This is a genomic window from Pseudomonas sp. B6(2017) (genome assembly GCF_002112765.1).
GTDB lineage: Bacteria > Pseudomonadota > Gammaproteobacteria > Pseudomonadales > Pseudomonadaceae > Aquipseudomonas > Aquipseudomonas piscis.
In genome coordinates, this window is sequence record NZ_NEIQ01000002.1 from 305161 (window position 1) to 332045 (window position 26885).

Sequence of the window (26885 nt, forward strand, 5' to 3'; positions counted from 1 at the left end):
TTATTCCGACAGTTTGTAGGCAATGATGTAGTCGCCCATCTTGGTGCCCAGGGAGCCGTGGCCGCCCACGACCACCAGCACGTACTGCTTGCCATCCTTGCCGGTGTAGCTCATCGGCGTGGCCTGGCCGCCGGCTGGCAGGCGGGATTTCCATAGCTCCTTGCCGTTCTTCACGTCATAGCCGCGGATGTACTGGTCCAGGGTTCCGCTGAGGAAGCCCACGCCGCCGGCGGTGACCATGGAACCGCCCATGCTCGGTACGCCCATCGGCAGGCCGATCGGGATCGGCGAGCTGTCACGGCTGGTGCCGTTCTTGTGCTTCCACACCACCTTGTTGGTGGTCAGGTCGATACCGGCCACGTAGCCCCAGGCCGGAGCCTGGCAAGGCACGCCGAGCGGCGACATGAACGGATGCATGATCACCGCATAAGGAGCACCGGTGTTGGGTTGCACGCCCGAGGTCTCGCTTTCGCGCTTGCTGCCGGCGGCCACTTCGGCGCGCGGTACCAGCTTGGAAACGAAGGCCATGTAGTTCGGGCTGGTGAACAGCAGCTGGCGTACCGGATCCAGCGATACGCTGCCCCAGTTGAACACGCCGACGTTACCCGGATAGACCAGGCTGCCCTGCACCGATGGCGGGGTGTACTGGCCGTCGTAGCGCAGCTCCTTGAACTGGATGCGGCACAGCATCTGGTCGAACGGAGTGGCGCCCCACATGGCTTTTTCGTCCAGTGGCGGGTTCAGCAGGTTCAGGTCCGAACGGGCCTGAGTCGGTGCGGTGTGGTCGCCTTCCACGGCTCCGGTCGGGGCCGGGATCTCGCGGATCGGCACGATCGGGGTGCCGTCGCGGCGGTCCAGCACATACAGGCTGCCTTGCTTGGTCGGCTGGATCAGCGCCGGCTTGACGCCGTCCGCGGTCTTCATGTCCAGCAGGGTTGGCTGGCTGCCCACGTCCATGTCCCACAGGTCGTGGTGGGTGAACTGGTAGTTCCAGCGCAGCTTGCCGGTATCGATATCCAGGGCCACGGTGCCGGCGCTGAATTTCTCGGCGCCCGCGGTGCGGTTGCCGCCCCATTGGTCGGGCATCTGGTTGCCCAGTGGCAGGTAGACCAGGCCCAGTTTCTCGTCGACGCTGGCCAGGGACCACATGTTCGGCGAGTTGCGGGTGTAGGTCTTGCCTTCAGGCAGCGGCGTGGTTTCGTCGGGGTTGCCCGAATCCCAGTTCCAGACCAGGTGGCCGTCGTGCACGTCGAAGGCACGGATCACCCCGGACGGCTCGTTGGTCGACTCGTTATCGGTCACATGACCGCCGATGATCACCAGGTTGCGGGTGATGGCCGCCGGCGAGGTGGAGTAGTAGCCACCTGGAGTGAACGAGCCGATGCCGGCCTTGAGGTCCACGGCGCCCTTGTTGCCGAAGTCTTCGCAGACCTTGCCGGTGTCGGCGTTGATGGCGATCAGGCGCGCATCGGCGGTCGGCAGGAACAGGCGGCGCGGGCAGCTGGCGGTGATGGCCTGGCCAGCTGGGGACAGCGACGCCGGATGGCTGATGGCATCGGAGTTCTGGTAGTTGGCTTCGTCGTAGTACGACACGCCACGGCAGGTCATGTGGGCCCAGCCACGGAAGTCGTCACCGTTGGGGCCTTGGATCTGCGGGTCGAAACGCCAGATTTCCTTGCCGGTATCCGGGTCCAGCGCCAGTACCTTGCTGTGGGCGGTGCAGGCATAGAGCATGCCGTTGGCCTTGAGCGGGGTGTTCTGGTTGGTGATTTCCACCGGGTCCTTGGCGGTCGGCATGTCGCCGGTACGGATACGCCAGGCTTCCTGCAGCTTGCCCAGGTTGGCCGGAGTGATTTGCTTGAGTGGCGAGTAGCGGTCACCGAATTCGGTGCGGCCATAGGCCTGCCAGTCGCCTTCGGGCATGGTCGGGGCGGTGCTGGTCATGTCCGCGCTGTCACGGCCCAGGTCGCCGGAAATTTCCCCGGGGTTGGTGAACTGGCTGCCGATGGCGGCGCCACCAGCCAGGACCACGGCCACGCTCAGGGCGGCGGTGCCCATGGGGGCCGGGCCATCACGCAGCAGTGGGCGACGGAACCAGGGCAGCAGCAAGACCACGCCCAGGGCGAACCACAGCGACAGGCGCGGTACCAGTTGCCACCAGTCCAGGCCGATTTCCCACAGCGACCAGATGGTGCTGGCAAACAGCACCAGCGCATACAGGCCCAGTGCCGCGCGTTTGCCGGCCAGTAACAGCAGGCCGGTCAGCGTCAGGCCGATACCGGCCAGGACGTAGTACAGCGAGCCGCCGAGCATGCTCAGCTTGATCCCCCCGGCCAGCAAGGCCAGGCCCATTAGCAGCAGCAAGATCCCGAGCAGGCTTGGTAGCAAGCGGCTCGGGCTCGAAGCGCCCTCTGTGGTCATAGTGTGGTTCTCCGTGACGTTAAGAATGTACCCGCGCATGTTCACTGTAGATGACGTTCAGGCGCGGGCTTGGTTCAGCAGGAAAGTGGATGGCGCCGGCATTTTTTTGCCGGCGGGCCTCAGAACGAACTCTGCAGCTTGATGCCGCCGATCAGCGCGTCGTCCACCTGGTTCACGCCGCCGGGATGGCGGATGTATTGCAGGTTGGGGCGCACGGTCAGCCAGTTGGCCAGGTGCACGCCGTAGTACAGCTCGGCGCTGTACTCGGTGTCCTGGGGCGGCAAGTAGCCCGGGTTGTCGTAGTCGTACAGCGCGCGGGCCAGGTTGCTGGCCTGGGCGTTCTTGCGGTAGGCCGGGTTGACGTGGACACGGGCCAGGGCGAAGCCGATGTCGTCCTTGGCCCGGGCGTCGAACGGACCCTTGTAGACCAGGCCTGCCTGGACGTAGTTGTCGATGGCGTTGGTCTTCTTGTCATGGGCGGTGACGTTGGCGAACAGGCTCAGGCCCCGGGACTGGTCGCTGGCCAGGCTGGTGACCTGCTGTTGCACGCCCAGCCACAGGCCGTGCTTGCTCGAACTGCTGCGGTAGGCCTCACCGGTCAGCGCGGCGGGCTGGCCATTGCGGTCTTTATAGGTGTCGGTGGCCTTGGCGCTGCTGTAGTAGTAGCCGGCGCGGTATTCCCCGGGCAGGCCATTGAGGCGTGGAGTCCAGACCAGCTCCACCGGCAGCAAGGTGCCCTGGGTGCCGCTGCCACTGAGCTTGAAGCCGTTGTCGCGGTCCAGGTTCGAAGGGTTCTGCTCGTAGGCGCCGACCTGGGCATAGAGCTCTGGGGTCAGGTGGTACTTGATGCGCAGGGCCCATTGGCTGACCGGCCAGTTGTACCAGACGCTGCCGGCCCAGTTGCCCACTTGCGAGCCGCAGAACGCCAGGTTCTGGAAGTCGCAGGGGAAGCTGTTGAAGTCTTCGCCCTGGCCGAAGCGACCGGCCTTGATGTCCAGCTTCTGGTCGAAGAACTTCTGCTGGTACCACATCTGGGTCAGGCGCCAGGTCTGGCCGCGCCCCCAGACTTCCTGGGCCGAGGTGAACCCGCCGACCCGTGGGTCGTTGATCCGGTCGTTGCTGATGTTGTTGCCATTGCGCTTGGTCACTGTCAGCTGGAACTCGGCATCGTCCCAGCCGAGGATCTTCTGCAGGTCCAGGTGGCTGCCGAAGGCGAACTGGTCGCTGTAGCGTGCGGTGCGGTCATGGTCGTAGCCGCCGCGCAGGTTGGCGCCCATCTCGCCGACGTAGTCGATCTTGAAGTCGTAGCCCTGCCTGGCCAGTTCCGTGCGGGTGCCGTTCCAGTCGCCGAGCATCCAGGGTGAGTCGCTGTCGAAGGCCGGCGTGGCTTGGGCGCAAGCGGCAAAACCCAGGGCGCCGAGGAAGGCGGCTGGCGTCAGGACAGCGCTATCTTTTGCGCGCTGAGAAAGAGGCATAGGCATTCGAATAAGGTCTTTTTCTAGGAATAGGCAAAACAAGGGCAGGGCATGCGACCTTGACCGCTGTCGGTCGAGGGCGCCAGGCCGCTGTTTTCAAAAGGAAAGTGAAGCGTTTCAGCTTCGGGTGCGAAGAATAAAGCGCCCTCTCGGCAAGAGAAAGCGCTTTTATCGACATGAACCGTTTCGGATTCGGTAACAGTCGTTCGGGTTTTGCCGCTCAGCGTGATGGAGACGGTTGCGCCACGGCAGCCTTGTGCCGGGTATGGCCGAGGACGAAGTACGCCACCAGGCCGAAGATCAAGCCCCAGAATGCCGCGGCCAGGCCCAGGAAGCTCATGCCCGAGGCGGTGACCAGGAAGGTGATCAGCGCCGCTTCACGTTGCTGGTCGTCGGCCATGGCGCCGCTCAGGCCGGTGCTGATGGCGCCGAACAGGGCGAGGCCGGCCAGGGCGGCGATCAGCTCCTTGGGCAGGGCACCGAAGACCGAGGCCAGGGTGGCGCCGAACACCCCCATGAGCAGGTAGAACAAGCCGCAGGCGATTCCGGCGATGTAGCGCTTATTGGGCTCTTCATGGGCTTCGCGGCCGGTGCAGATCGCCGCGGTGATAGCGGCCAGGTTGATGCCGTGCGCGCCGAAGGGGGCCAGCAGCGCCGAGGTGATGGCGGTCCAGGACACGATCGAGCGGGCCGGGGTGGTATAGCCGGAACTGCGCATGACTGCCATGCCCGGCACGTATTGCCCGGTGAGGGTCACCAGGGCCAGGGGCAGGCCGATATTGACGATGGCCTGCCAATTCCACTGTGGGGCAATGAAGATCGGCTCGGCCACGGCCAGGGTGATGGCCCCCAGGTTGAACTCGCCCAGGGCCGCGGCTACGCAGCAGCCCACCAGCAACACGGCGGGGATCGCGTAGCGCGGCGACCAGCGCTTGCCCAGCAGATAGGTGGCGAGCATCGCCAGCACCAGCACCGGTTGCAGGCTGAGCGAGGTGAACAGGCCGGCGCCGAAGCGGAACAGGATGCCCGCCAGCATCGCGGCCGCGATGGCCTTGGGCAGGCGGGCCATGAGCTTGTCGAAGGCGCCGCTGAGGCCGAGCACGGCGATGATCAGCGCGGCGACGATGTACGCGCCAATGGCCTGGGGCAGCGATACCGTCGGCAGCATCGAGACCAGCAGCGCGGCACCGGGGGTCGACCAGGCGGTGATCACAGGCACCTTCAAGCGCCAGCTGAGCAGCAGGCCGGTCAGGCCGCTGCCGATGGATATGGCCCAGATCCAGGAGGACACCTGGTCGTCGGGCATATGGGCTTCGCGGGCGGCCTGGAACACGATGATCAGGGGGCCGGCGTAGGAAATGATCACGGCGATCAAGCCGGCGACCACGGCGGAGAGGGACAGGTCCTTGCTGAGGTTGTGCATGGCATCTCGACTGGCGGGTGGTGGATGATTGAGTCGATCGGTATAAGCGTGTTTCAGTGTATTCCAGAAAATTGAATCGATTCAATTTGATTGATGCAATCAACGGCTTGGCGAGGAACATTGAATGCTGATTATTTATTTTAACTAGCTGTTTATTAATGATTTTATTTATATAAGTACGTCTGGTGAAAAATCATCCGGGCGAAATCTGGCCTGGTGATTGAATCAATTTGCCGATTGATTCCATAGGCGAGTGGGCGGCGGCCCTGTGCTATGCTGCGCCGCATTTCAATGCAGCCGATGGTCACCAGCCTCCATGTGGGTTCCCCAGTTAAGCGACTTCAACCAGCCGGTCTACCTGTCCATCGCCGATGCCCTGCAGCGGGATATAGGCAGTGGCCTGCTCAAGGAGGGTGAGCGCCTGCCGACCCTGCGCGAGCTGGCGGTGACCCTGAACGTTACCCCCGGCACCATCAATCGGGCCTACGGCGAAGCCCAGCGCCGCGGCCTGGTGCAGGGTGAGGTGGGGCGTGGCACCTATGTGCTGGGGCGTGCGCCGTTGGCGTTGGTGGAAGGTGCAGCCGGGCCGTCGTTGTCCCTGGGGCAGTCCGAGGCCCTGGACCTGTCGCTGATCAAGCCCTATAGCGAAACCCTGGAGTACTGGCTGCGCGGCGCCCTGGTGGGCATGGCCCGCAGCAGCGATTTCGGTCGGGCCCTGGACTATGCCCCCGATGGCGGCCATCCGGCCCACCGCGAGGCGGGGGCGCAGTGGTTGCGGCATTCGCTGCCCGAGGCCCAGTGGCAACAAGTGGTGATCACCTCCGGCGCGCAGCACGGGCTGATGGTCGCCATCAGCGCCTTGAGCAATGCCGGTGACCTGGTGCTCTGCGAGTCCCTGGCTTACCCGGGCATCATCTCGGTGGCCCATGGTCTGGAGCGGCGCTTGCGGGGCGTGGCCATGGACGAGGAGGGGATACTGCCCGAAGCCCTGCGCGAGCAGTGCCTGCGGGAGAAACCGGCGTTGCTGGTGTGTGTCGCCAGTTGCCAGAACCCCACCACGGCGATCATGTCGCCGGGGCGTCGGGCACAGATTGCGGCATTGGCCGAAGAGTTCGATTTCCTGCTGGTCGACGACGATATCTACGGTTTTCTCGCCACCGATCCGCGGATCAAGCCGCTATCGGCCTATGCGCCGGAGCGTTCGGTGTACCTCACCAGCCTGTCCAAGGCGATCATGCCGGCCCTGCGGGTCGGCTACCTGTACAGCCCGCCCAAGCTGTTGTCGCGCTTGAGCGCGATGGTCCGCAGCAGTGTGTGGATGCCCTCGCCGCTGACCGCGCAACTGGCCAGCAATGTGCTGGTCGAGGGGCTGGACCGCAAGCTGGTAGAGACCCAGCGCAGCGAGGCGGCGGCGCGCCAGGCGATTGCCCGGGAAGTGTTCGCCGGTTTCGAGTTCCGGACCCAGCCCCACAGCTACCACCTGTGGTTGACCTTGCCGCAGCCCTGGACCGCCGATGAGTTCGCCACCCTGGCCCGGGCCAATGGCGTGCTGGTGATGAGCGGTACGCAGTTCCAGGTGGAGCGCGATGCCAGCTGCCGCCAGGTGCGAGTGGTGCTGATGTCGCCCACCACCCGCGACGAGTTGCGCTTTGCCCTGACCCAACTGGCCAGCCTGATCGACACCGACCCGCGGCGCTATCGCTGAGCGCCGGGCGGGGCGCTGGCTGGCCTGGCCTTAGAAGGTCGTGCGCAGGCCCACTTCCACACTGCGCCCGGCCGCTGGGGCGATATCCCGCAGGATCGAACTGGCGTAGCGCACGGTCTGGTTGGTCAGGTTCTCGCCCTTGACGAAGGCCAGCCACTGGCTGCTGCCGATGTCGAAGCGATATCCGGCGCTGGCTCCCAGGGTGGTGTAGCCATCGGTGCCGCTTTCGTTGTCCGGTACCCGGCCTTGGCTGGCGGCGTGTTGCACGTCCAGCCGGGCCTGCCAGCGGTCCAGTTCCCAGAGCAGGCCGCTGTTCAGGCGCAGGGGGGCGATGCGCGGCAGGTCCTGGCCGTTGTCCAGGTTCTTGGCCCGGGTGTAGTCGCCGGACAGCTCCAGGGCGAACTTGCCGTAGGCGTTCTCTCCCAGGGCCCAGCGATCCTGGGCTTCGATTCCGGTGAAGCGCGCCCGCACTCCGCTGTAGATGTATTCCGGATGCCCTGCCAGATCTTCTTCGCCTTCATCGTCGAGTGTGCGCCCCGTCCCCAGCAGGCCGATGTAGTTGGAGAAGTGGCTGTAGAACACCCCGACGCTGCCTTTATGCACGCCGTTGTCGAAGCGCAGGGCCAGGTCGCTGGAGACGGCTTTTTCCTTGGACAGCTTGGCGTTGCCCACTTCGTAGGTGCCGGTGGCGACGTGGGCGCCGTTGGCATACAGCTCGTAGAAGGTCGGCGCGCGTTCGGTGTAGCCCAGGGTGGCGGCCAGGGACCAGATCGGAGTCAGGGTGTAGACCGCGCCCGAGGACAGGCTGCCGGCGGTGAAACTGCTGGATTTGTCGGCCTGGGCGAAGCGTTCGTTGCCCTTGCCATCCGGGTCCACGACGGTGTGTTCCAGGCGCCCGCCAAGGCTGAGTTTCAGACGGTCCGTGGCTTGCAGTTCCTCGAGGATGAACAGCGCGCCGCTGTTGGTATCGGTTTTCGGGACGAAGGCTTCCTCGCCCAGGGCCGAGAATTCGTTGCGGTTGAACTGGGCCCCGACCACCCCTTCGAGCGGGCCGATGGGCAAGTGCCGAGCCTCGACCCGGGCTTCATAACCCTTGTTCTTGAAGGTGGTGCCGGTTTCGCCGCCTTCGATCTCGCGGTGTTCGTAGTCGGTATAGCCGGCATTGAACTTCAGCGAACTGAAAGGGCCTTGCAGGTTGCGCAACTCGGAAGCGAAGGCGTAGTGGTCCTGCTTCATGCGGATGCGTACGTCCTGCTCGGCGGGGGAGCCGTAGTTGGAGTCGTAGTTGCTGTAGGACAGGCCGGCGTAGCCGTCGTCCCAGGTGTAGGAACCGCCGATGGCGCCACCGTCCTGGCGGCCGTCGCTGTTGCCCAGGCGGCCTTTCTTGCCATCCCCGTCTTCGCTTGCCGGAGCATGGCGGCTGCGGGCGTAACCGGGGATCTTCAGGTCGTTGAACTGCCGTGAGTTGGCATCCAGGTGCAGGGCGAAGGTGCCGTTGCCGGCTTCCAGCTTGCCGGCGCTGCTGCGGGTGGTATCGGCACCGCCGTAGCGCAGTTCGCCGGCACCGTGGATGCCCTCGATGGCCTCGGTGGGGATGCGATTGTCGAAGCTGTTGATCACCCCGCCGATGGCGTTGCCGCCGTAGAGCAGGGCTGCCGGGCCACGGACGATCTCGATGCGCTCGACGTTGACCGGATCCAGGGGCACGGCATGGTCATAGGACAGCGACGAAGCATCCAGGGCGCCGACGCCGTTGCGCAGGATACGGATGCGATCGCCGTCCAGGCCGCGGATCACCGGGCGGCTGGCACCGGGGCCGAAGTACGACGAAGACACCCCCGGCTGCTTGTTCAGGGTCTCGCCGAGGCTGCCCTTCTGCGCCAGGGTCAGCGCATCACCTTCCACCACGGTGGTAGGGGCGGCCAGTTCGGTGTTGCCCAGGGGGTTGGCGGTGATGACCTGTTGCGGCAGTTCCATGGCGTGGGCCTGGGAGGCGATCAGCACGGCGGCGGACAGCGGCGACAGGCGCCACAGTAGCGAGCGAGAAGGGCGGTGAGCTGAGAGGGACATCGGTCGTTCCTTGGCAAGCATTGCGCGACGCGCATATGAGTCGAAAAACAGGCGGGACACGGGGCACCCGAAGCGCGGGTGAGTTGTTATGTGTTGATACAATATAACATCTCAAATGTATGAAAAAGCCAGGAACTTTTTCATCGACTCGCATCGGGGCGCCTTCGCGGCTTGGCGCAACGGCAGCCAAGCCGCCCGCGCAGCGCCGCTGCCGCAGGCTGTGAACGGGCGCGCAGCGGCCGGCAGGTAGGGGCTGGTGACGAATTTGGCCAGTCGATCATTGAAGGCCTGCGCAGCCTTGCGGGTTGCCTAGCGGCTACAGTTAATCCAGCGCACTGGCGCGGGCGCAGGCCGTCGGCTAAGGTGCGCGGCTTGTTTTCCTCATCTGCGTTCGAAGGCCTGGCATGACCGTTACCCACACCGACCCGCTGCATGGCGTGACCCTGGAACAGATCCTCAAGGCCCTGGTGGAGCACTACGAATGGTCGGGACTGGCGGAACGCATCGACATCCGCTGCTTCAAGAGCGATCCGAGCATCAAGTCGAGCCTGACGTTCTTGCGCAAGACGCCCTGGGCCCGGGAGAAGGTCGAGCGGCTCTACGTGAAATTGCAGCGCACCAAGCGTCCGCTCTGAGGCCCCGCATGGAGGACGGATCGCTGGCCCAGTGGTCCACTCGGCGTGGCCTGATCGCGATCGCGGCATTCCTGGGCTGGTTCGGCCTGGCGGTGCAGCTGTACCTGATCCTGTTGCTGCGCTGGGATGTCGGCGCCAGCTTGCTGGGCGGCCTGGTGAACTTCTTCAGTTTCTTCACCGTGCTCAGCAATACCCTGGTGGCCAGCGTGCTGACTTGCGCTCTGAACCTGCGGGTTTCCCGCGGGCAGGCGTTCATGCTCCAACCCTGGGTCAGTGGCGCGGTGGCGGCCAGCATCGTGCTGGTGGGCCTGGCCTACAACCTGCTGCTGCGCCACTTGTGGCATCCCCAAGGCTGGCAGTGGCTGGCCGATGAGCTGCTACACGATGTGATGCCGCTGCTGTTCCTGGCCTACTGGTGCTGCTGCGTACCCAAGGGCCGCCTGCGCTTGCGCCATGTCGGGCTATGGACGCTGTATCCGACCTTGTACTTCGCCTACCTGCTCCTGCGCGGTCACTTGCTCGGGCTCTATCCCTATCCCTTCATCGCCGTTGACCGGCTGGGGTATCCCCGGGCCGTGCTCAACGCCCTGGGACTGCTGGCAGGGTTCGTCCTGGTGTCGCTGCTATTGCTGGGGTTGGACCACTGGCTGGGGCGCCGGCATTGCGCGGGCCAGAAATGATTCGCCGGCGAGGTACTGGGCACCTGCGCCGGCGAGGGCTTGGCGGGTGAGCGATCAGTCTTCTTCGCTGGTATCCAGGCGCCAGTAGCCGACGGCCTTGACGAACTCGTCGTCGAGCCGGTGTTCATCGAGCAGAATCCGGCGCAGTTGCCGCGAGACCTTGCTCTCGGTGGCGATCCAGGCATACAGCCGGCCTTGGGGCACTTGCAGCCCGCGCACGCAAGCATGCAGATCCTGCTGGCCGCCATCGCGTTCGACCCAGATCACTTCCACCTCGGCGGCACTATGCAGCGCCTGGCGTTCGGCACGATCCTGGATTTCGATCACCGCCAGGACCCGGCGGCCGGCAGGCAGTTCCTCCAGGCGCCGGGCGATGGCCGGCAGGGCGGTTTCATCGCCGATCAGCAGGTAGCTGTCGAAGATATCCGGAACCACCATCGAGCCTCGTGGCCCGGCGATGTGCAGCTCCTGTCCGGGCTGGACCTGTTCGGCCCAGGTCGATGCGGGGCCGTCGCCGTGCAAGACGAAGTCGATGTCCAGCTCGCCCAACTGCGGGTCGTAGCGGCGCGGGGTGTAGTCGCGCATGGCGGGCATCGGTCCGCTGTCCTTGCCCGGGCCCATGACCAGGGTTTGCAGGGCGGCTTGCTGCTCGGCGTTCTGCGGGAACAGCAACTTCACATGGTCGTCGCTGCCCAGGCTGAGGAACCCGGCCAGTTCCGGGCCGCCGAGGGTGACCCGGCGCATGCGCGGGGTGACGTCGACCACACGCAGGACCTGCAGGCGCCGGCGCTTGATCTCGTGCATGACCCGGTGAATGGACAGTTCGGGGGTGGCAGTCATTCGGCTTTCTCCTGGCTGGAAGGGGTTGCAGGACCATCGACAATGGCCTTGGCGGTGTTGTTCAGCAGATCGCGGACCCGCAGGATTTCCTCGGGGCTCCAGCGACCGTTATGCATTTGCAGGGCATGGCGCAGGTTGTGCACCGCCTCGTGGATTTCTGCCGGGCGGTCATGCCCGCGCAGCGAGCGCTTGCTGACTTCGATGCGCATGCGCACGCCATCCAGGGCAACGGCCTGCTCCTTGAGGAACAGACGGCCGGTGTCGGTGGCGCTGTAGCGTTTTTTTCCGCCTTCGGCGTCGCCCTGGATCATTTCGCTTTCTTCCAGGAAGGTCAGGGTCGGGTAGATCACGCCCGGGCTTGGGCTGTAGACGCCATCGAACATGGTTTCGATCTGGCGGATCAGGTCGTAGCCATGGCAAGGCTCGTCGGCGATCAACGCCAGCAGCAGCAGCTTCAGGTCGCCGGGGGCGAATACCCGTGGGCCACGGCCGCCGCGCTCACGGCCGCCGCGGCGCTCGAAGCCTTCGGGGCCGTCGCCATGTCCGCGGTGATGGTGGGGATGGTGGTGCTCTCTCATTTTCGTGCTCTCCGTTTTGGTTAAGACATAACTTAAGATATATCTTAAGAATGACGCAAGCGGTTCCGCACGACCCGGGGCCACCGTTCGTCGCGAGCGCCAGTTGGCAAAGTGAGCGCTAAATGCCGTGCAGCCAGCCCTGGGGCTGGCCGCCATGGAGGGTGTCAGCGTTGCGCCAGGTTGCCCTGGCACTGGGTGCCGCTACCCGGTTGCAGGTAGGGCATGAGGATCGGCGCCATGCCCTTGAGCACCTGCACCGGCAAGGCCGAGGTGAACTTGAAGGCTTGGGCGGAGGCGCCCGGAACATAGGCGGTGAGGGTGCCGAAGTGGTGATCGCCGATGTAGAACACGAAGGTCGCGGTGCGGTTGATGGACTTGGAGCTCAACACCCGGCCTCCGGCGCCGATGGCTTCGATGCGGTTGTCGCCAGTGCCGGTCTTGCCGCCCATCGCCAGGGGCGTGCCGTCGGCCAGCTTGAAGCTGCCGGATACCCGCTTTGCCGTGCCTGCATCCACCACCTGGGACAGGGCCCCGCGCAGCGCCGTGGCCACCTGCGAAGGCATTACCCGCTGGCCCTGGTCCGGGTCGTTGAGCAAGCGGGTTTCATAGGGTGTGCCGGCGGCGAAGTGCAGGCTGTCGATGCGCAGGGTCGGCAGGCGCACACCGTCGTTGAGAATGGTCCCCACCAGCTCGGCCAGGGCCGCTGGCCGGTCGCCGGAACTGCCGATGGCGGTGGCCAGGGACGGCACCAGGTGGTCGAACGGATAGCCCACGGCCTGCCAGCGCTGGTGGATGTCGAGGAACGCCTCGATCTCCAGCATGGTGCGGATGCGGCTGTCCCGGGCGCTGCGGTGACGGCTCTTGAACAACCAGCTGTAGACCTCCTGGCGTTCGAACTCGCTGGCCTTGACCACCTGGCTGAAGCTGGCTTCGGGGTTGTTCATCAGGTAGCCGAGCAGCCACAGGTCCAGCGGGTGGACCTTGGCGATGTAGCCCTGGTCCGGCAGGTCGTAGGCTCCAGGGCCGTAGCTGGCGTAGAGCTTGTCCAGGCGCTCGTCGGTGAGCTTCTCGCCGACCTTGGCGTTTTTCATATGGGCCCGCACGAAGCGGTTGAAGCTGTCCTGGCTGGCATCCGGTAGCAGGTAGCGATGCACCGCGGCCAGGCGGATCGCCGTGGGATGCATACCGTCGAGGAAGGTTTCCAGGCGCGACTGGGTGTCCTTGTTGCGGTACTTCTTCCAGAACCGCAGGAGGAACGAGGTGCCTTCGCGGTCGGCGAAGCGCGCCAGGTATTCCTGGCGCCGTGGGTTGTCATCGTCCTTGAGCAGCTCGGCGCTGGTGCTGTCGCCACCGTAGGTGCTGTAGCGCACCAGGTCGCGCATCAGGCGGATGAACGGCAGGTTGATGGATTCGCGCAGGGCATCGCGCAGGGTCGGGCTGCGCCCGTTGTCCTCGTTGCGAAAGTTGTGGAAGTGGTGCATGCCGCCGCCAGTGAAGAACGCCTCGCCGGGGCTGGCGGAGTAGGTGCGATCCAGGGCGGCGTCGAGCATCTTGGGCAGGCTCTGGTCGCTGTTCTGCGCCAGGTAGTCCAGGGCCCAGCGGCTCAGGCGGTCCTGGTCGTCCACCGGGACTTTCTTCAACTGCGCCGGGGCCTGCCCGGCGTACTTGTCATGCAGCTCGGCGATGATCTGCAGGTAGGTGGTCAGCACCCGCAGCTTGGCGGTGGAGCCCAGTTCCAGCTTGCTGCCTTCGTTGATGTCGAAGGGCTGGTCGGTGCTGTCGGTCTGCACCCGCACCCGGGAGCCGTCGCCGGTGAGTTCGAACAGGGTGAAGCTGTAGCGGACCTGGGTGGTACTGGTGGGGGTGAGCAGGCGTTCGCCGAGCACTCCGACCTGGGCGGCGAACGCCGGGTCGGCCAGGTGCTTGAGGTACTCGGTGGCCTGGCGCTGCAGGTCGCTCTGCAGGGTGCTGGTGGCCGAGAGGTCGAGGCGATCCAGGTCGTACAGCGGGCGGTTGAGCAGGGCCGCCAGGCGGCTGCGGGCCACGCTGATGCCCTTGTTGGTCTCGATCGGCTGGATCGTCGGCTGTTGCTGCCAGTCGCGATAGGCCACCTTGCTGGCCAGGGCGGCGGCGCTCAGCGCCGGGTCTATGACATTGTTCTGCGCCAGCAGGCGGATATGGCTGTCGGTCAGGTCCGCCAGTTCCGTACGGCCCTTGGCCAGGTAATGGGAGGGGCGGCGCTGGGCGATCATCAACGACAGCACCTGGCGCAGGGCCAAGCCGCGCTGGGCCAGGCTGTGGCCATCGGTGCCGGTGCCGGCCAGGGCCTGGTTGACCTGGCTGAAGTCGGCGCCGTACCAGACCCGCAATCCTTCGGCCATGCCGTGCACCTCGCCATGGCCGGGAACGGCTGACAGCGGCACGCTGTTGAGGTAGTCGCGGACGATGCGCTTGCGCGCCTCCAGGGTCTGCGGGCCGTCTTGATAGGCGCGCACGCTGGCGGAAATCATCTGGCGGATCTTCTCCCCGCCCGACACCGTCAGGCCATCGGGGGAATGGCGGTATTTTTCCAGCTGGGTGGCCAGGGTACTGCCCCCGGCGCTCTGGCCGGGCAGGTGCAGCAGCCGGGCCACCTGGGACCAGGCGGCCTTGGCGAAGCGCGGCCAGTCCACCGCCGGATTGGCCTGGGCCAGCTGTGGATCCAGCAGGTCGCGGTTCTCGATGAACAGCAGGCTATGCACCACCAGGGGCGGGATGCTGGCGAAGCTGGCATAGAACTGCTGCGGATACTTGAACCGGTACAGCGGCGCGGCGCGGCAATCGGTGATGGATAGCCCGGCCTGGATCTTCTCGGCATAGGGCACGAAGAGGCCGTTTTCGCTGTAGTCCATCAACGCCGGGGAGAACCGTACCTGGGACTCGATCAGGTAGCCCCGCTTGAGCAGGCGCGGCAGGAACTCGCCCAGGGCGCTGTAACCCAAGCGTCGATCGAAGGGGCCGGCGCCGGGATAGACAATCGCGTCGCTGGGGCCAGGTTGCAGGGAATAGCTCAGGTCACGGGCCAGGCTGCTGAATTCCCGGGCCTGGAACCTGGAAGTACGCATTTCGCGGCTGGCGGCAACGCCCAGGGCGACCAGGGCGATCAACAACAACAGCCAGAACAGGCGCCAGAAATAACGGCGGGGCCGGGGGCGTTCGGGCAAAGGCGCTTCGTCGTCGCTGTGGCTTGGCACTGCGGTACTGCGTGGATCGGTGTGCCCCAAAGCGCCCATAGTCGATTGATCCCTCCACAGAGATTGATCGGACTTGTCTGAAGCTTAGTCGGTGGCGGCCGGTGGTGAAGAAATTGTCAAAACGACCGTTTGGCGGGTCAGCGGGGAATCAGGTCTGCGTTCTGGCTGGTTATCCGCTCACTACCAGGGCGAGTCGTACGTTGTACCCAATAGCCAGTCGAGCCCGGATCCAGGGCTGTCGTGGGCTTGTACGCAGGGCTGCCTGCCTCCCTTTGCAAACCCCTGTTATAGAGCCTTTTCCCAGGTAAATACGCCCTAGGTAGGGGCATGACGGGGCACCGGGGCTGTGCAATACTCACGCCCCTTTCCGAGTGGGGTTTGGTGGAAAAAAGCAGGGAATGCTTCTCCGTGAAAGCGGTTTTTGCCGAGATTTCTCTCTGAATTTTGCTGTTTATAGAGTGAAAAGCCCTGTGACGAGCTTTTTATACTGCGCACCCCGCTGATCTGGCAGGTTTTGTCCTACAGACGCGCCGTCCCACAAGGCCGGTCCGGTCGAGCAGGCCGCGGTTATCCGCCGCGACCTGGAAGACTCGGTGGTTCATATCCAATAACAAAATGAGGTTGTATCTCTATGCCAGTTGGCAACCAACTGCCCCACGGCGAAACCGCTCAGGGCGGCCCGCTGAAACGCGAACTCGGCGAACGGCATATTCGCTTGATGGCCCTGGGCGCCTGTATCGGCGTCGGCCTGTTCCTCGGCTCGGCCAAGGCCATCGAAATGGCCGGTCCGGCGATCATGCTGTCCTACATCATCGGCGGCCTGGCGATCCTGGTGATCATGCGCGCCCTCGGCGAGATGGCGGTGCACAACCCGGTCGCGGGTTCCTTCAGCCGCTATGCACAAGATTACCTGGGCCCGCTGGCGGGCTTCCTCACTGGCTGGAACTACTGGTTCCTGTGGCTGGTGACCTGTGTCGCGGAGATCACCGCCGTGGCGGTGTACATGGGCATCTGGTTCCCCGATGTACCGCGCTGGATCTGGGCCCTGGCGGCCCTGGTGAGCATGGGCTCGATCAACCTGATCGCGGTCAAGGCCTTCGGTGAGTTCGAGTTCTGGTTCGCCCTGATCAAGATCGTCACCATCATCGCCATGGTCATCGGCGGTGTCGGCATCATCGCCTTCGGCTTCGGCAACGATGGGGTGGCCCTGGGGATCTCCAACCTGTGGACCCACGGCGGCTTCATGCCCAACGGCGTGACTGGCGTGCTGATGTCCCTGCAAATGGTGATGTTCGCCTACCTGGGCGTGGAGATGATCGGCCTGACCGCCGGTGAAGCACGCAACCCGCAAAAAACCATTCCCAACGCCATCGGCTCGGTGTTCTGGCGCATCCTGCTGTTCTACGTGGGCGCGCTGTTCGTGATCCTGTCGATCTACCCATGGAACGAAATCGGCACCCAGGGCAGTCCCTTCGTGATGACTTTCGAGCGCCTGGGGATCAAGACCGCCGCTGGCATCATCAACTTCGTGGTGATCACCGCGGCCTTGTCGTCCTGCAACGGTGGCATCTTCAGCACCGGTCGCATGCTCTACAGCCTGGCGCAGAACGGCCAGGCGCCGGCCAGCTTCGCCAAGACCTCGGAAAGCGGCGTGCCGCGTCGCGCCTTGCTGCTGTCGATCTTCGCCTTGCTGCTGGGCGTGCTGCTCAACTACCTGGTGCCCGAGAAGGTGTTCGTCTGGGTGACCTCCATCGCCACCTTCGGCGCGATCTGGACCTGGGTGATGATCCTCCTGGCCCAGCTCAAGTTCCGCAAAGGCCTGACTGCGGCCGAGCGCGCTGGCCTCAAGTACCGCATGTGGCTGTACCCGATCAGCTCGTACCTGGCGCTGGCGTTCCTGGTACTGGTGGTGGGGCTGATGGCCTACTTCCCGGATACCCGCGTGGCGCTGTATGTCGGCCCGGCGTTCCTGGTGCTGCTGACCGCGTTGTTCTACATGCTCAACCTGCAGCCGACCAACACCCAGCAGCAGGCCCGTTCGGCCTCCTGACCCGCGTCCCGGTGCTGCTCTCGGCGTGAGCAGCCCGGCCTGATGGCCAGGCAATGAAAAATCCGGCGTCCCGCGAGGGGCGCCGGATTTTTTTTGCCGGGCTCAACCGCCCAGGGTGCCGCTGGTGTCGGCATCGAACACCGCCTTGGCCTGCTTGGCGGCCGGTACCAGCAGGCCGAACAGCGTGGCCTCGCTGTAGAGCTGCCGGGGTGCCAGGTTGGCGGGCGTGGGCTCGATGGGGATCAGCACTTCCTCGGCGTCGCCGTGCAGCCAGATCAGCGTCGCTTGCAGGGCCGGGACGAACAACAAGCGCAGTTCATAGGACTTGCCTTGCAGCTGCGGGGCTTGCTCGGCCAGGTTCAGGGCGCTGATGGTCGAGGCCGCCAGGGCTCCGTGGTTCAGCGCGCAGAACTCCAGCTGGCCGGTGGTTTCGGTCAGTTGGGCATCGGCGATCGAGACGCCACCGGCGAACACCAGGTAATGCCAATCGCCCGGCGTGGCCTGGGCCAGGTCCTGGCCGTTGGCCAGGTCTTCCAGGCTCAGGGTATAGCCACGAAAGGCCTGGGACAGGTTCAAGGTGGCCGGGCCGGCATTGGCGAAGGCGCGATTGATACCGAAGCCCTGGGTCTGCAGGGCCGCCTGCAGGACCGGACGCAGTTGCTGGACGCCACCGACGGGCGCCTTTGGATAAGTCAGTTGCATGCTGCCTCCTCAGTAGTTTTTCCGGGTGAAGTAGGTGTGGGTCCAGTTGCCGCCGCCGTTGTAGGTGCCGGGGAAGCTGTTCAGGGCGCGGGTCGAGTAGCCGAAGATCGAGTCGGCCACCAGTACGTAGCCGCCGTCGGTGCCGTAGATCGCCAGGAAATGCGCGCCACCGCCGTACCAGGCGCAGCGCAGGCCGACGGGGCGGCCCATGCCGAGCTGGTTCTCGATGGCGGCCATCTGCATGCGATCTTCGCGCATGCCGCCGTAGCTGCCGGTGGTACGCAGGGCCGAGTCCAGGTAGCCATAGACGTTGCACGGTCCGGGCTGGCTGCAGCAGGTGCTGCGGCCCAGCTCGGCGTTGGCCACGCCGCATTGGGTCCAGGAGCCGGTGTTGTAGTAATTGCCGACCGAGGCCGACAGGGCGGCCCAGCACCAGTTGGTCTGGGTTTGCTGCTGGATGTTGAAGTTCAGGCGGGCGCCGGCCAGGGGCGCGGCCTCGGCCGCTTGAGTGATCTCGTCCAGCTCCGGGTCCAGCAGGGTGCCGGCCAGGCACCGGGGCATGACTTGTGGATTGCCGATAGGGGGCAGGGTAGTGCTTAGCATGTTCATCCTCCGTGAATGAAAACCAGCCTCCGGCTGGCGTTCGTCGCCGCACGGGAGCGAGCGGCGTACCGGACCCGGATGCCAGGCATCGCGCCAGGCCAGCCTCGATGGCAGGCGCTGTCGGGTCTGTAATCAACCTTAGATGAAATATGCGTCAGCGCAATTTAAATATGCGTTTATGCAAAACTGTCGATAAAGACGTCCCCGCTAAAGGGGACATCCGTGGCGGGGCGTGGCTAAGACCGGGGTCATTGGCCGTCGAGGAAATGCTCGAGGGCGGCGTTGAAGAAACCGGGATCCTGGAGAAAGGCGAAATGGCTGGCATTGGGCAGGATCAACAGCCCGGCCCCGGGAATCGTCGCCGCCATGTATTCGGTGTGTTCACGCTTGATGGCTTCGTCGCGATCGCCATCGACGATCAGTACCGGCGCCTTGATCCTGGAAAGGTCGGCGTCGCTCCAGTTGGGCTGGCTGGCCCACATGTGGCTGATCTGCTCGACGAAGGCCTGGTACTCCCCGGGTGTTGGCGACAGCTTCGCGTATTCCTTGCCGGCGCGCTCGATGTAGGCGGCAAAGGTCGGATTGTTCTCCACCCCTGCCCTGACCCCGTCGGTGCGAGTGTTGGCGGCATAGGCGAAGACCTTGCCAACCCGTTGCGGGTAGCGCATGGCCAGGTCCAGGCCGAGGATCGCGCCATCGCTCCAGCCGACGAAATCGGCCCGGGGGATTTTCAGCTGGTCGAGCAGGGCGACCACGTCGTCGGCCATCAGGTCGTAGCCGTAGGGGCGCGCGTCGCGGGTGCTGCGTCCATGGCCACGGCTGTCGACGCTGATCACCGTGTGCCGGGCGGCCAGGGCCTTGACCTGATGGCCCCAGTAGTCGGCATTGCCCAGGCCGCCATGTAGCAGCACCACCGGCGAACCATGGCCGATCTTGCTGTAGTAGAGGCGTATGCCATTGACCTTTGCATATCCACCCTGGGCCCCGGCCACCGGGGCTGGAGTGGGCGGCAGGGTCTGCCAGCGCTCGCTGGCGAAGGTGCTGGTGAACGACAGCAGCAGGACGAGCCCTGCAAGCAAGCGATGGGACATGGCTTTCTCCGTGGCTATGGGGCCGGCCGCTACGGGCCGTGGGTGGATGCGCCGGGACGCCGTTGCGGGCGCACGGCGCTAGGTATCGATGATCACCAGGGTGCCCTGGCTGCCGGGGAGCACGCTGTGGACCTGCCCGGCCGGCACCAGGAACATCTGCCCGGCCTGCACCTGCACGGTGCCGCCGTCGATGCCCAGGTGCAGGCAGCCTTCGGTCACCAGCAGGCCTTCGTCGTAGTCGTGGACTTCGTCGCCGCTGGGCTGCTGGTCCATGCGCAGGACCTTGACGCAGGCCGGGCCGATCCGCCCCACCGGCGAGGATTGCCAGGGCTCGGGCAGTTGCTGGGACAACCGGTCGAATGACAGCAGGGGCATGGCGCTCTTCCTTGTGGGCCAAGGCCCGGGCCGCCAGGGGCAGGCCCGGGGGCCGCGATCAGGCCGCGGCCGGGGTGTTGGGCTCGAAGCTGTCGGCGCGGGCCAGTTGCCACATGCGCGAGTAGAACTCGCCGGTGACTTCGCCGGTCAGCAATTCGCCGGGCTTGAGGAATACATGCAGCTGGGAGAATAGCTTGATCTCGGTGGCCGACATGCGCCGTACCAGGTGCTTGGCTTCCAATTGCGAAGGGTGCTGCAGGCCGGCGGCGGCGAGCATCTCGGCCAGGGCCTTGAGGGTATTGCGATGGAAGCTGTACACCCGCTGGGCCTTGTCCGGTACCACCAGCGCCCGCTGGCGCAGGTTGTCCTGGGTGGCCACGCCGGTCGGGCATTTGTTGGTATGGCAGCTCTGCGACTGGATGCAGCCGATGGCGAACATGAAGCCGCGCGCCGAGTTGGCCCAGTCGGCACCGATGGCCAGTACGCTGGCGATGTCGAAGGCGCTGACGATCTTGCCGCTGGCGCCGAGCTTGATCTTGTCCCGCAGGTTCAGGCCCACCAGGGTGTTGTGCACGAACAGCAGGCCTTCGCGCATCGGCGCACCGATATGGTCGGTGAATTCCACTGGTGCGGCGCCGGTGCCGCCTTCCTTGCCGTCGACCACGATGAAGTCCGGAAGGATGCCGGTCTCCAGCATGGCCTTGGCGATGCCCATGAACTCCCACGGATGGCCCAGGCAGAACTTGAAGCCCACCGGCTTGCCACCGGACAGCTCACGCAACTGCTGGATGAAATGCATCATTTCGATAGGGGTGGAGAAGGCACTGTGGCTCGATGGCGAGATGCAGTCCTCGCCCATGCGGATACCCCGGGTATCGGCGATTTCCTGGGTCACCTTGTGCTTGGGCAGGATGCCGCCGTGGCCAGGCTTGGCGCCCTGGCTCATCTTGATCTCGATCATCCGTACCTGGGGGTTGCTGGCCTGGGCGGCGAAGCGCTCCGGGTCGAAGCGCCCATCGCTGGTGCGGCAGCCGAAATAGCCGCTGCCCAGTTCCCAGGTCAGGTCGCCGCCGTGTTCGCGGTGGTAGGGGCTGATGCTGCCTTCGCCGGTGTCATGGGCGAAGTTGCCGAGCTTGGCGCCCTGGTTCAGCGCGCGGATGGCGTTGGCGCTCAGGGAACCGAAGCTCATGGCCGAGATGTTGAACACCGAGGCCGAATAGGGCTGGGTGCACTGTGGGCCGCCGACGGTGACGCGAAAGCTGTCGGGATCGCTCAGGGGCGCCGGGCGCATGGAATGGCCGATGAACTCGAACCCCGATTGGTAGACGTCGATCAGGGTGCCGAAGGGTTTGTCCGCACTCTGGTTCTTGGCCCGCGAATAGACCAGCGAGCGCTGGGCCCGGGAGAAGGGCAGGGCGTCGCTGTCGGATTCCAGCAGGTACTGGCGGATTTCCGGGCGGATGCCTTCGACCAGGTAGCGGATATTGCCCAGGATCGGGTAGTTGCGGCGTACGGCATGGGGACTTTGCAGCAGGTCGAAGATCCCCAGCAGGCTCAGCAGGCCGGTGACCAGGGTGAAGGGCCAGACCCAGTCATATTCGACGAAGGGCAGGCTGGCGAGGGTGAATATCACGCAGGCGGCAAAGAAGGCATAGCGGCTCAGGAGTGACAGGCTCATACGGGTTCCTTGGTTCGGACTCATCAGATCGTTTGTCGGTACTCATTCTTGTTGGAGCGCGGGTTCTTATTGTTATGTCCGGGCGCGGCGCCAGGCCGGCTATCAGGCGCCATGCACCTGAAGAAAGTTCCGCGAACAGCTGGAGCCGGGACGCCATGCCCCAGCGTGCTGGCGCTGATTGTCTTATGGTTTTTCACCGTCTCGGTGGAAATTTCCAGCTTACGGGCGATCTCCTTGCTGGAGCAACCGCTGATCAGCCGCTCTGGCGCGGCACCGGCAGGCAGTCTGGGGCTTGTTGCAATCGGTTCTCGTTTTGAAGGTGATGGTATGTTATTGTATAACGTATTGAGCTCACCCAAATGCCCTGGAGGCCCCCCCATGAAACCCGGTATCCATCCCGATTACCGCACCGTGCTGTTCCACGACACCGCCGCCGACGTGTTCTTCCTCATCGGCTCCACCGTGGACACCGATCGCACCCACAAGTACAGCGACGGCCAGACCTATCCCTATGTGGCCCTGGACGTCTCCAGTGCCTCGCATCCGGTGTACACCGGCCAGCAGCGCAAGACCCAGTCCGAAGGCCGTATCGCCGGTTTCAACAAGCGCTTTGCATCCTTCGGCTCTGGCGGCAAGGCCGCCAAGTGAGTGCACCGGCAGCGCCCCTCGCCACTGGCCAGGGGCGTCGCTGAACGACAGCGGGACACTGTCGCTGGATGAATGGTGTTAAAAAGCCATCATCGCAATTGGAAATTCTTCTAATCTTCAATCAGGCAGCAAGCTCGTTGTTGCCGGCACACGCAATGATGGACGCGTGCATCAACGTTGACCCGAGGTGTCCCCATGGGTGATCCGGACGTTGTCACAGTCTCCCGCTTGCCCGGGGTCCTGCTGGTGGACGCCCAGGACCTGGTCCTGCAACGCCTGCGCCAGTTGCTCAGCCCCCATCCCTATGCACTGCATTTTGCCCGGGACGCCATCCAGGCCCTGCACGTCATGGCCCACTGCGAGGTGGACCTGGTGATCAGCGCCGCCCACCTGCCGCAGATGGATGGCCCGGCGCTGCTGGCGCGCATCCACCAGCAGTATCCGCACACCGCACGGATCCTGCTGACCGGTGACCCGGACCCCAGGCTCATCGCCCGGGCCATCAACGAGGGCGAGATCTATCGCTACCTGAACAAGCCCTGGGACGACCAGGAGTTGCTGCTGGCCCTGCGCCAGGCCCTCGACCACCAGCATGCCGAGCGTGAGCGCCAGCGCCTGGGGCTTCTGGTGCGCCAGCAGAACACTGAGCTCAAGGCGCTCAACGTCCAGTTGCAAAGACGCGTCGCGGCGCGCACCGCCGAGTTGCAGCAGACCGCCGACATGCTCGACCTGGCCTACGAGGAGCTCAAGCACAGCTATGCCACCGGTGCCGAACTGTTTTCCCTGTTGGTCAACCAGCGCCTGCCTCTGGCCAAGCAGACCAATCGGCGGATCATCGAGCTGGTGCGTGCCTACTGCACGATCCAGGGGTTGGATGCGATCTTCCAGCGCGACCTGGCCATGGCCGCGGCCTTGCACAACATCGGCAAATTGAGCTGGAGCGATCAGCTGATGACCACCCCGGCGGACCTGCTGCATCACCAGCAACGCGAGCGCTACCGGGCCTATCCGCAACAGAGCGAATCGCTGTTGATGACCCTGGAGCCGGTGCAGGATGCCGCGCGGCTGATCCGTCATCACCAGGAACACTGGGACGGCAGCGGTTTTCCCGATCGGCTCAGGGGCGAGGCTATCCCCCTGGGCTCGCGGGTGCTCAAGCTGGCGGTGGATTTCATCGAGTTGCAGTGCGGCCTGATCCTGGAGCGCCGCATGAACAGCGACGAGGCCCTGGTCTTCATTCGCAAGTACGCCGGGCGCCTGTACGACCCGCAGCTGGTGGAGGGTTTCATCCAGGTGTGCTCGGTGTACCTGTGCGACGTGACCCTGGGCGATCCGTCGGTCCGGGTCCTTGGTACCCGCGAATTGGCGCCGGGCATGATCCTGGCGCGCAACCTCAACGCCGACAACGGCATGTTGCTGCTCAATGCCGGCAAGGTGCTCAACCTGCCGTTGGTGGACAAGCTGATCGCCTTCGAAACCATGGAGGGCGCGCGTTACAGCGTGTTCGTCAAGCTGCCCCGGGAGGAAACCGTGGGCGCCTGAGCGACAGCGAAAGACCATTGCTCGATAGCCTCGGGAGGGCGGCACGTGTGATCCTTGCCCCTTCATTTCCAAGGTCACTCCATCGTCATGCCTGCTTCTTCTGCTGATCCTTCCATCATTCGTATCGCCGCCGCGCTGTTGATCGGCGCCGACGGCCACACCCTGCTGGTGCGCAAGCGCGGCACCCGCGCCTTCATGCAGCCTGGCGGCAAGATCGAGGCCGGCGAGCAGCCGGTGCATGCCCTGGCCCGCGAGCTGGAGGAGGAACTGGGCCTGCGCATCGACCCGGCCCAGGCCCGCTACCTGCAGCAGTTCTCGGCTCCCGCGGCCAATGAGCCCGGCCATGTGGTGCAGGCCGAGGTCTTCCTGATCCGTATCGATACCCCGGTGACTCCGGCAGCGGAGATCGAGGAGGTGCGCTGGATCGATCCGGCCGGCGACGCAGATTTGTTCCTGGCGCCGTTGACACGGGATCTGATCTTGCCGTTTTATCGCCAGTCTCAAGCGACCCTCGCCTGATCGATCACTTGCCAAGGACTGCCATGATTCCACTGCACGACTACCTGATTTTCGTCGCCGCTTCCCTGTTGATGGTGCTGACCCCCGGGCCGAACATGATCTACCTGATCTCCCGTTCGATCTGCCAGGGACGCAAGGCCGGCGTAACCTCGTTGCTGGGCGTGGTGGCGGGATTCTTCGTCCACCTGATGGCCGCCTCCCTGGGGCTCACCGCCGTGTTCATGGCGGTGCCCATGGCTTATGAGGTCCTCAAGTGGGCAGGTGCCCTGTACTTGCTGTGGCTGGCCTGGCAGGCGCTCAAGCCCGGTGCCCGGTCGCCCTTCGAGGCCCAGCAACTACCGGCCGATTCGCCGCGCAAGCTGATGACCATGGGCTTCCTGACCAGTGCCCTGAATCCCAAGATCGCCGTGTTCTACCTGTCGATCTTCCCGCAGTTCATCCACCCCGAATACGGTTCGGTATTCACCCAGAGCATCATCCTCGGCCTGACCCAGATCAGCGTGAGTTTCTCGGTGAACCTGCTGATCGCCCTGTTCGCCGCCGGTATCGCCTCCTGGTTCGCCAGCAATCCGACCTGGTTGTCGGTCCAGCGCTATTTCATGGGCTTCGTGCTGGCAGGATTGGCGGTGCGCTTGATGTTCGAACAACGTCGTGCCAACTGAACTGAACACAGGAGTAGTGCCATGACAGAGTTTTCCAGCCCCGAGGCCGTGGTCGAGGAGCAACTGCAAGCCTATAACCGCAAGGACCTGGAGGCCTGGCTGGCGACCTATGCCAGGGACGCCCGGCAATACGAGCATCCGGCGACCTTGCTGGCCCGTGGTCACGAAGAGATCCGGGCCCGGGCGCAACTGCGCTTCCAGGAGCCCAACCTGCACGCCCGGCTGCTGCAGCGCTCGGTGATGGGCAATGTGGTCATCGATCATGAACTGATCAGCCGCACCTTCAGCGACGGCACCGGAACCCTGGAAACCGTAGCCATCTATGAAGTGCAGGACGGCAAGATAAAGTCCGCCTCATTCATCACCGGACAGAAGAGCCTCGATTGAACATGCAGATCCAGCGCCTGGTCCCGGAGGATGTCGAGCAGTACCGGGCCTTGATGCTCGAAGCCTACGACCGCCATCCCGAGGCATTCACCTCCAGTGTCCGCGAGCGGGAAAAACTGCCCCTGACCTGGTGGGCCGCGCGCCTGGATGGCGAGTTGGACGTGCTACTGGGGGCCTTCTGCGATGGGCGCCTGGTGGGGGTCGTTGGCCTGGCCTTCGAGCTGCGCGAAAAAGCCCAGCACAAGGCGACGCTCTTTGGCTTGTACGTCACCGCCCAACAGCGCAGCAGCGGCCTGGGCCTGCGCCTGGTGCAGGAGCTGCTGGCCGAAGCCGCGGAATACGAAGGCGTGCGCCTGGTGCAACTGACGGTGACGGCGGGCAACGACTCGGCGCTGGCCCTGTACCAGCGCTGCGGCTTCGTCCAGTACGGCCTCGAACCCCTGGCTGTGCGAGTGGGGGATGACTACTTCGACAAGATCCACATGTGGTATCGACTGCCGGAGCAAGGCTGAGCCGCCGCCGGCAGTTTCGGGCAATCAACGCACCGCGCTGACCCCGTCGAGGGTCGAGAACGAAGTGTCCTTGGCGGTCAGCAGGAAATCACGCATATAGGGCGCGTCCAGCATATCGGCGCGAATCGCCGCGTACAGGGTGGCGAACAGGCCCTTTTCCCCCAGCCGCTTGGCCTTCACATAGCCCCGCGAGCTGTATTCGTGCAGCGCCCAATGGGGCATGCCGCACACGCCGCGACCGCTGGCCACCAGCTGCATCATCATCACCGTCAGTTCCGAGGTGCGCACCTGCGCCGGCTCGATGTCCGCCGGCTCCAGGAAGCGGGTGAAGATGTCCAGGCGATCGCGCTCCACCGGATAGGTGATCAGGGTTTCGCTTCGCAGGTCTTCGGGAACTACGTAGGGCTTGCCCGCCAGCGGGTGCTGGTTGGCGACCGCCAGCATGGCCTCGTAGGTGAACAGCGGCACGTAGGTGATCCCCGCCAGGTCCACCGGGTCGGAGGTTACCACCAGGTCCAGGTCGCCACGGGCCAGGGCCGGCAGCGGGGCGAAGGAAAAGCCCGAAGCCAGGTCCAGCTCCACCTCCGGCCAGGCGTCGCGAAACTGGTCGATGGTCGGCATCAGCCACTGGAAGCAGCTGTGGCATTCGATGGCCATGTGCAGGCGCCCGGCGGTGCCGCCGGCCAGTCGCGACAGGTCGCGTTCGGCGCCGCGCAGCAGTGGCAGGGTCGCGTCCGCCAGTTGCAAGAGGCGCAGGCCGGCGCTGGTGAAGCGCACCGGCTTGGTCTTGCGCACGAACAGCGGCATGCCCAGGCGCTCTTCCAGCTCCTTGAACTGGTGGGACAGGGCGGACTGGGTCAGGTGCAGGCGTTCGGCGGCTTCGACCAGGCTGTCGGCTTCGCGCAAGGCGTGCAGGGTCTTCAGGTGACGGATCTCGAGCACCGGGCTCTCCATGAATGAATTTACTGATAAGTGCGAAGGCTGGTGAGTTTGTCTCATGTTCAAGGGGCTGTCGACCACTGGCGCCGCTTTATCCGGGGTTTTGCCCCATGCCGT

General features: G+C 64.8%; 23 protein-coding genes and 1 pseudogene. 10 read left to right on the forward strand and 14 right to left on the reverse strand.

Translation table 11 applies throughout. The annotated features are described in order from the left end of the window. The 3 genes from CAG11_RS04745 to CAG11_RS04755 form a co-directional block, all read right to left on the reverse strand. A complete protein-coding gene (locus tag CAG11_RS04745; protein WP_085595065.1) occupies nucleotides 1-2421 on the reverse strand; it encodes a glucose/quinate/shikimate family membrane-bound PQQ-dependent dehydrogenase in 2421 nt (806 codons plus the stop codon). Nucleotides 2422-2540: 119 nt separating this feature from the next. Beyond that, on the reverse strand, nucleotides 2541-3896 hold the full coding sequence (locus CAG11_RS04750; protein ID WP_085595067.1) for a carbohydrate porin: 1356 nt from the start codon (nucleotides 3894-3896) through the stop codon (nucleotides 2541-2543). 220 nt (nucleotides 3897-4116) lie between these two features. Next, nucleotides 4117-5319 carry a benzoate/H(+) symporter BenE family transporter gene (locus CAG11_RS04755; RefSeq protein WP_085595069.1) on the reverse strand — a complete coding sequence of 401 codons (1203 nt, stop codon included), beginning with the start codon at nucleotides 5317-5319 and terminating at the stop codon, nucleotides 4117-4119. A gap of 316 nt (nucleotides 5320-5635) precedes the next feature. On the opposite strand from CAG11_RS04755, the gene CAG11_RS04760 reads away from it, so the two are divergent. Next, nucleotides 5636-7024: a PLP-dependent aminotransferase family protein gene (locus tag CAG11_RS04760; RefSeq protein WP_085595071.1), complete on the forward strand. Its 1389-nt coding sequence runs from the start codon at nucleotides 5636-5638 to the stop codon at nucleotides 7022-7024. 30 nt (nucleotides 7025-7054) lie between these two features. On the opposite strand, the gene CAG11_RS04765 is transcribed toward CAG11_RS04760, so the two are convergent. Beyond that, on the reverse strand, nucleotides 7055-9094 hold the full coding sequence (locus tag CAG11_RS04765; protein WP_085595073.1) for a TonB-dependent receptor: 2040 nt from the start codon (nucleotides 9092-9094) through the stop codon (nucleotides 7055-7057). Between the two features lie 404 nt (nucleotides 9095-9498). Here CAG11_RS04765 and CAG11_RS04770 point away from each other — a divergent pair, with 404 nt between their 5' ends. Next, nucleotides 9499-9729 (forward strand): VF530 family DNA-binding protein, encoded by a 231-nt coding sequence (locus CAG11_RS04770; RefSeq protein ID WP_022640650.1) that lies wholly within the window; start codon nucleotides 9499-9501, stop codon nucleotides 9727-9729. A gap of 8 nt (nucleotides 9730-9737) precedes the next feature. After that, on the forward strand, nucleotides 9738-10409 hold the full coding sequence (locus CAG11_RS04775) for a Pr6Pr family membrane protein (protein WP_085595075.1): 672 nt from the start codon (nucleotides 9738-9740) through the stop codon (nucleotides 10407-10409). A gap of 54 nt (nucleotides 10410-10463) precedes the next feature. Here CAG11_RS04775 and CAG11_RS04780 read toward each other — a convergent pair whose 3' ends face one another. From CAG11_RS04780 to CAG11_RS04790, 3 genes are all read right to left on the reverse strand, one after another. Then, a complete protein-coding gene (locus tag CAG11_RS04780) occupies nucleotides 10464-11249 on the reverse strand; it encodes a siderophore-interacting protein (RefSeq protein WP_022640648.1) in 786 nt (261 codons plus the stop codon). Continuing rightward, the gene (locus CAG11_RS04785; protein ID WP_022640647.1) at nucleotides 11246-11827 is read right to left on the reverse strand and encodes a PadR family transcriptional regulator; all 582 of its coding nucleotides are present in this window, start codon (nucleotides 11825-11827) and stop codon (nucleotides 11246-11248) included. The genes CAG11_RS04780 and CAG11_RS04785 overlap by 4 nt, the downstream gene beginning before the upstream one ends. 164 nt (nucleotides 11828-11991) lie before the next feature. Then, nucleotides 11992-15099: a transglycosylase domain-containing protein gene (locus CAG11_RS04790; RefSeq protein WP_085595077.1), complete on the reverse strand. Its 3108-nt coding sequence runs from the start codon at nucleotides 15097-15099 to the stop codon at nucleotides 11992-11994. 592 nt (nucleotides 15100-15691) lie between these two features. Here CAG11_RS04790 and CAG11_RS04795 point away from each other — a divergent pair. Next, a complete protein-coding gene (locus CAG11_RS04795; RefSeq protein WP_022643468.1) occupies nucleotides 15692-17110 on the forward strand; it encodes an amino acid permease in 1419 nt (472 codons plus the stop codon). Between the two features lie 102 nt (nucleotides 17111-17212). Here the strand turns inward: CAG11_RS04795 and CAG11_RS04800 are convergent, their stop codons facing one another. From CAG11_RS04800 to CAG11_RS33990, 6 genes and pseudogenes are all read right to left on the reverse strand, one after another. Next, complete coding sequence (locus tag CAG11_RS04800; protein WP_085595079.1) at nucleotides 17213-17812, reverse strand: hypothetical protein; 600 nt, start codon at nucleotides 17810-17812, stop codon at nucleotides 17213-17215. Between the two features lie 9 nt (nucleotides 17813-17821). Continuing rightward, on the reverse strand, nucleotides 17822-18415 hold the full coding sequence (locus CAG11_RS04805; protein WP_022643466.1) for a papain-like cysteine protease family protein: 594 nt from the start codon (nucleotides 18413-18415) through the stop codon (nucleotides 17822-17824). A gap of 248 nt (nucleotides 18416-18663) precedes the next feature. Continuing rightward, nucleotides 18664-19506: an alpha/beta fold hydrolase gene (locus tag CAG11_RS04810; protein ID WP_085595081.1), complete on the reverse strand. Its 843-nt coding sequence runs from the start codon at nucleotides 19504-19506 to the stop codon at nucleotides 18664-18666. A gap of 78 nt (nucleotides 19507-19584) precedes the next feature. Beyond that, a complete protein-coding gene (locus CAG11_RS04815) occupies nucleotides 19585-19881 on the reverse strand; it encodes a cupin domain-containing protein (RefSeq protein WP_085595083.1) in 297 nt (98 codons plus the stop codon). Between the two features lie 58 nt (nucleotides 19882-19939). Next, a complete protein-coding gene (locus tag CAG11_RS04820; protein WP_022643463.1) occupies nucleotides 19940-21559 on the reverse strand; it encodes an FMN-binding glutamate synthase family protein in 1620 nt (539 codons plus the stop codon). A gap of 158 nt (nucleotides 21560-21717) precedes the next feature. Next, nucleotides 21718-21816, reverse strand: a pseudogene (locus CAG11_RS33990) (LuxR C-terminal-related transcriptional regulator); the annotation flags it as partial. A 121-nt stretch (nucleotides 21817-21937) separates the two neighbouring features. On the opposite strand from CAG11_RS33990, the gene CAG11_RS04830 reads away from it, so the two are divergent. The 6 genes from CAG11_RS04830 (at nucleotide 21938) to CAG11_RS04855 (ending at nucleotide 25829) form a co-directional block, all read left to right on the forward strand. Next, nucleotides 21938-22207 carry a type B 50S ribosomal protein L31 gene (locus tag CAG11_RS04830; RefSeq protein ID WP_022643462.1) on the forward strand — a complete coding sequence of 90 codons (270 nt, stop codon included), beginning with the start codon at nucleotides 21938-21940 and terminating at the stop codon, nucleotides 22205-22207. A 195-nt stretch (nucleotides 22208-22402) separates the two neighbouring features. Beyond that, nucleotides 22403-23749, forward strand: a complete 1347-nt coding sequence (locus tag CAG11_RS04835; protein ID WP_085595087.1) for an HD domain-containing phosphohydrolase — start codon at nucleotides 22403-22405, stop codon at nucleotides 23747-23749. Nucleotides 23750-23836: 87 nt separating this feature from the next. Next, the gene (locus CAG11_RS04840; protein ID WP_085595089.1) at nucleotides 23837-24268 is read left to right on the forward strand and encodes an NUDIX domain-containing protein; all 432 of its coding nucleotides are present in this window, start codon (nucleotides 23837-23839) and stop codon (nucleotides 24266-24268) included. A 23-nt stretch (nucleotides 24269-24291) separates the two neighbouring features. Further along, nucleotides 24292-24930, forward strand: coding sequence for a LysE family translocator (locus CAG11_RS04845; RefSeq protein WP_022643459.1), 639 nt, complete (start codon nucleotides 24292-24294; stop codon nucleotides 24928-24930). A 21-nt stretch (nucleotides 24931-24951) separates the two neighbouring features. Continuing rightward, a complete protein-coding gene (locus CAG11_RS04850; protein WP_022643458.1) occupies nucleotides 24952-25317 on the forward strand; it encodes a nuclear transport factor 2 family protein in 366 nt (121 codons plus the stop codon). Between the two features lie 2 nt (nucleotides 25318-25319). Next, on the forward strand, nucleotides 25320-25829 hold the full coding sequence (locus CAG11_RS04855) for a GNAT family N-acetyltransferase (RefSeq protein ID WP_031321378.1): 510 nt from the start codon (nucleotides 25320-25322) through the stop codon (nucleotides 25827-25829). A 24-nt stretch (nucleotides 25830-25853) separates the two neighbouring features. On the opposite strand, the gene metR is transcribed toward CAG11_RS04855, so the two are convergent. Further along, the gene (gene metR, locus CAG11_RS04860) at nucleotides 25854-26771 is read right to left on the reverse strand and encodes a transcriptional regulator MetR (protein ID WP_085595091.1); all 918 of its coding nucleotides are present in this window, start codon (nucleotides 26769-26771) and stop codon (nucleotides 25854-25856) included. Nucleotides 26772-26885 lie beyond the last annotated feature (114 nt).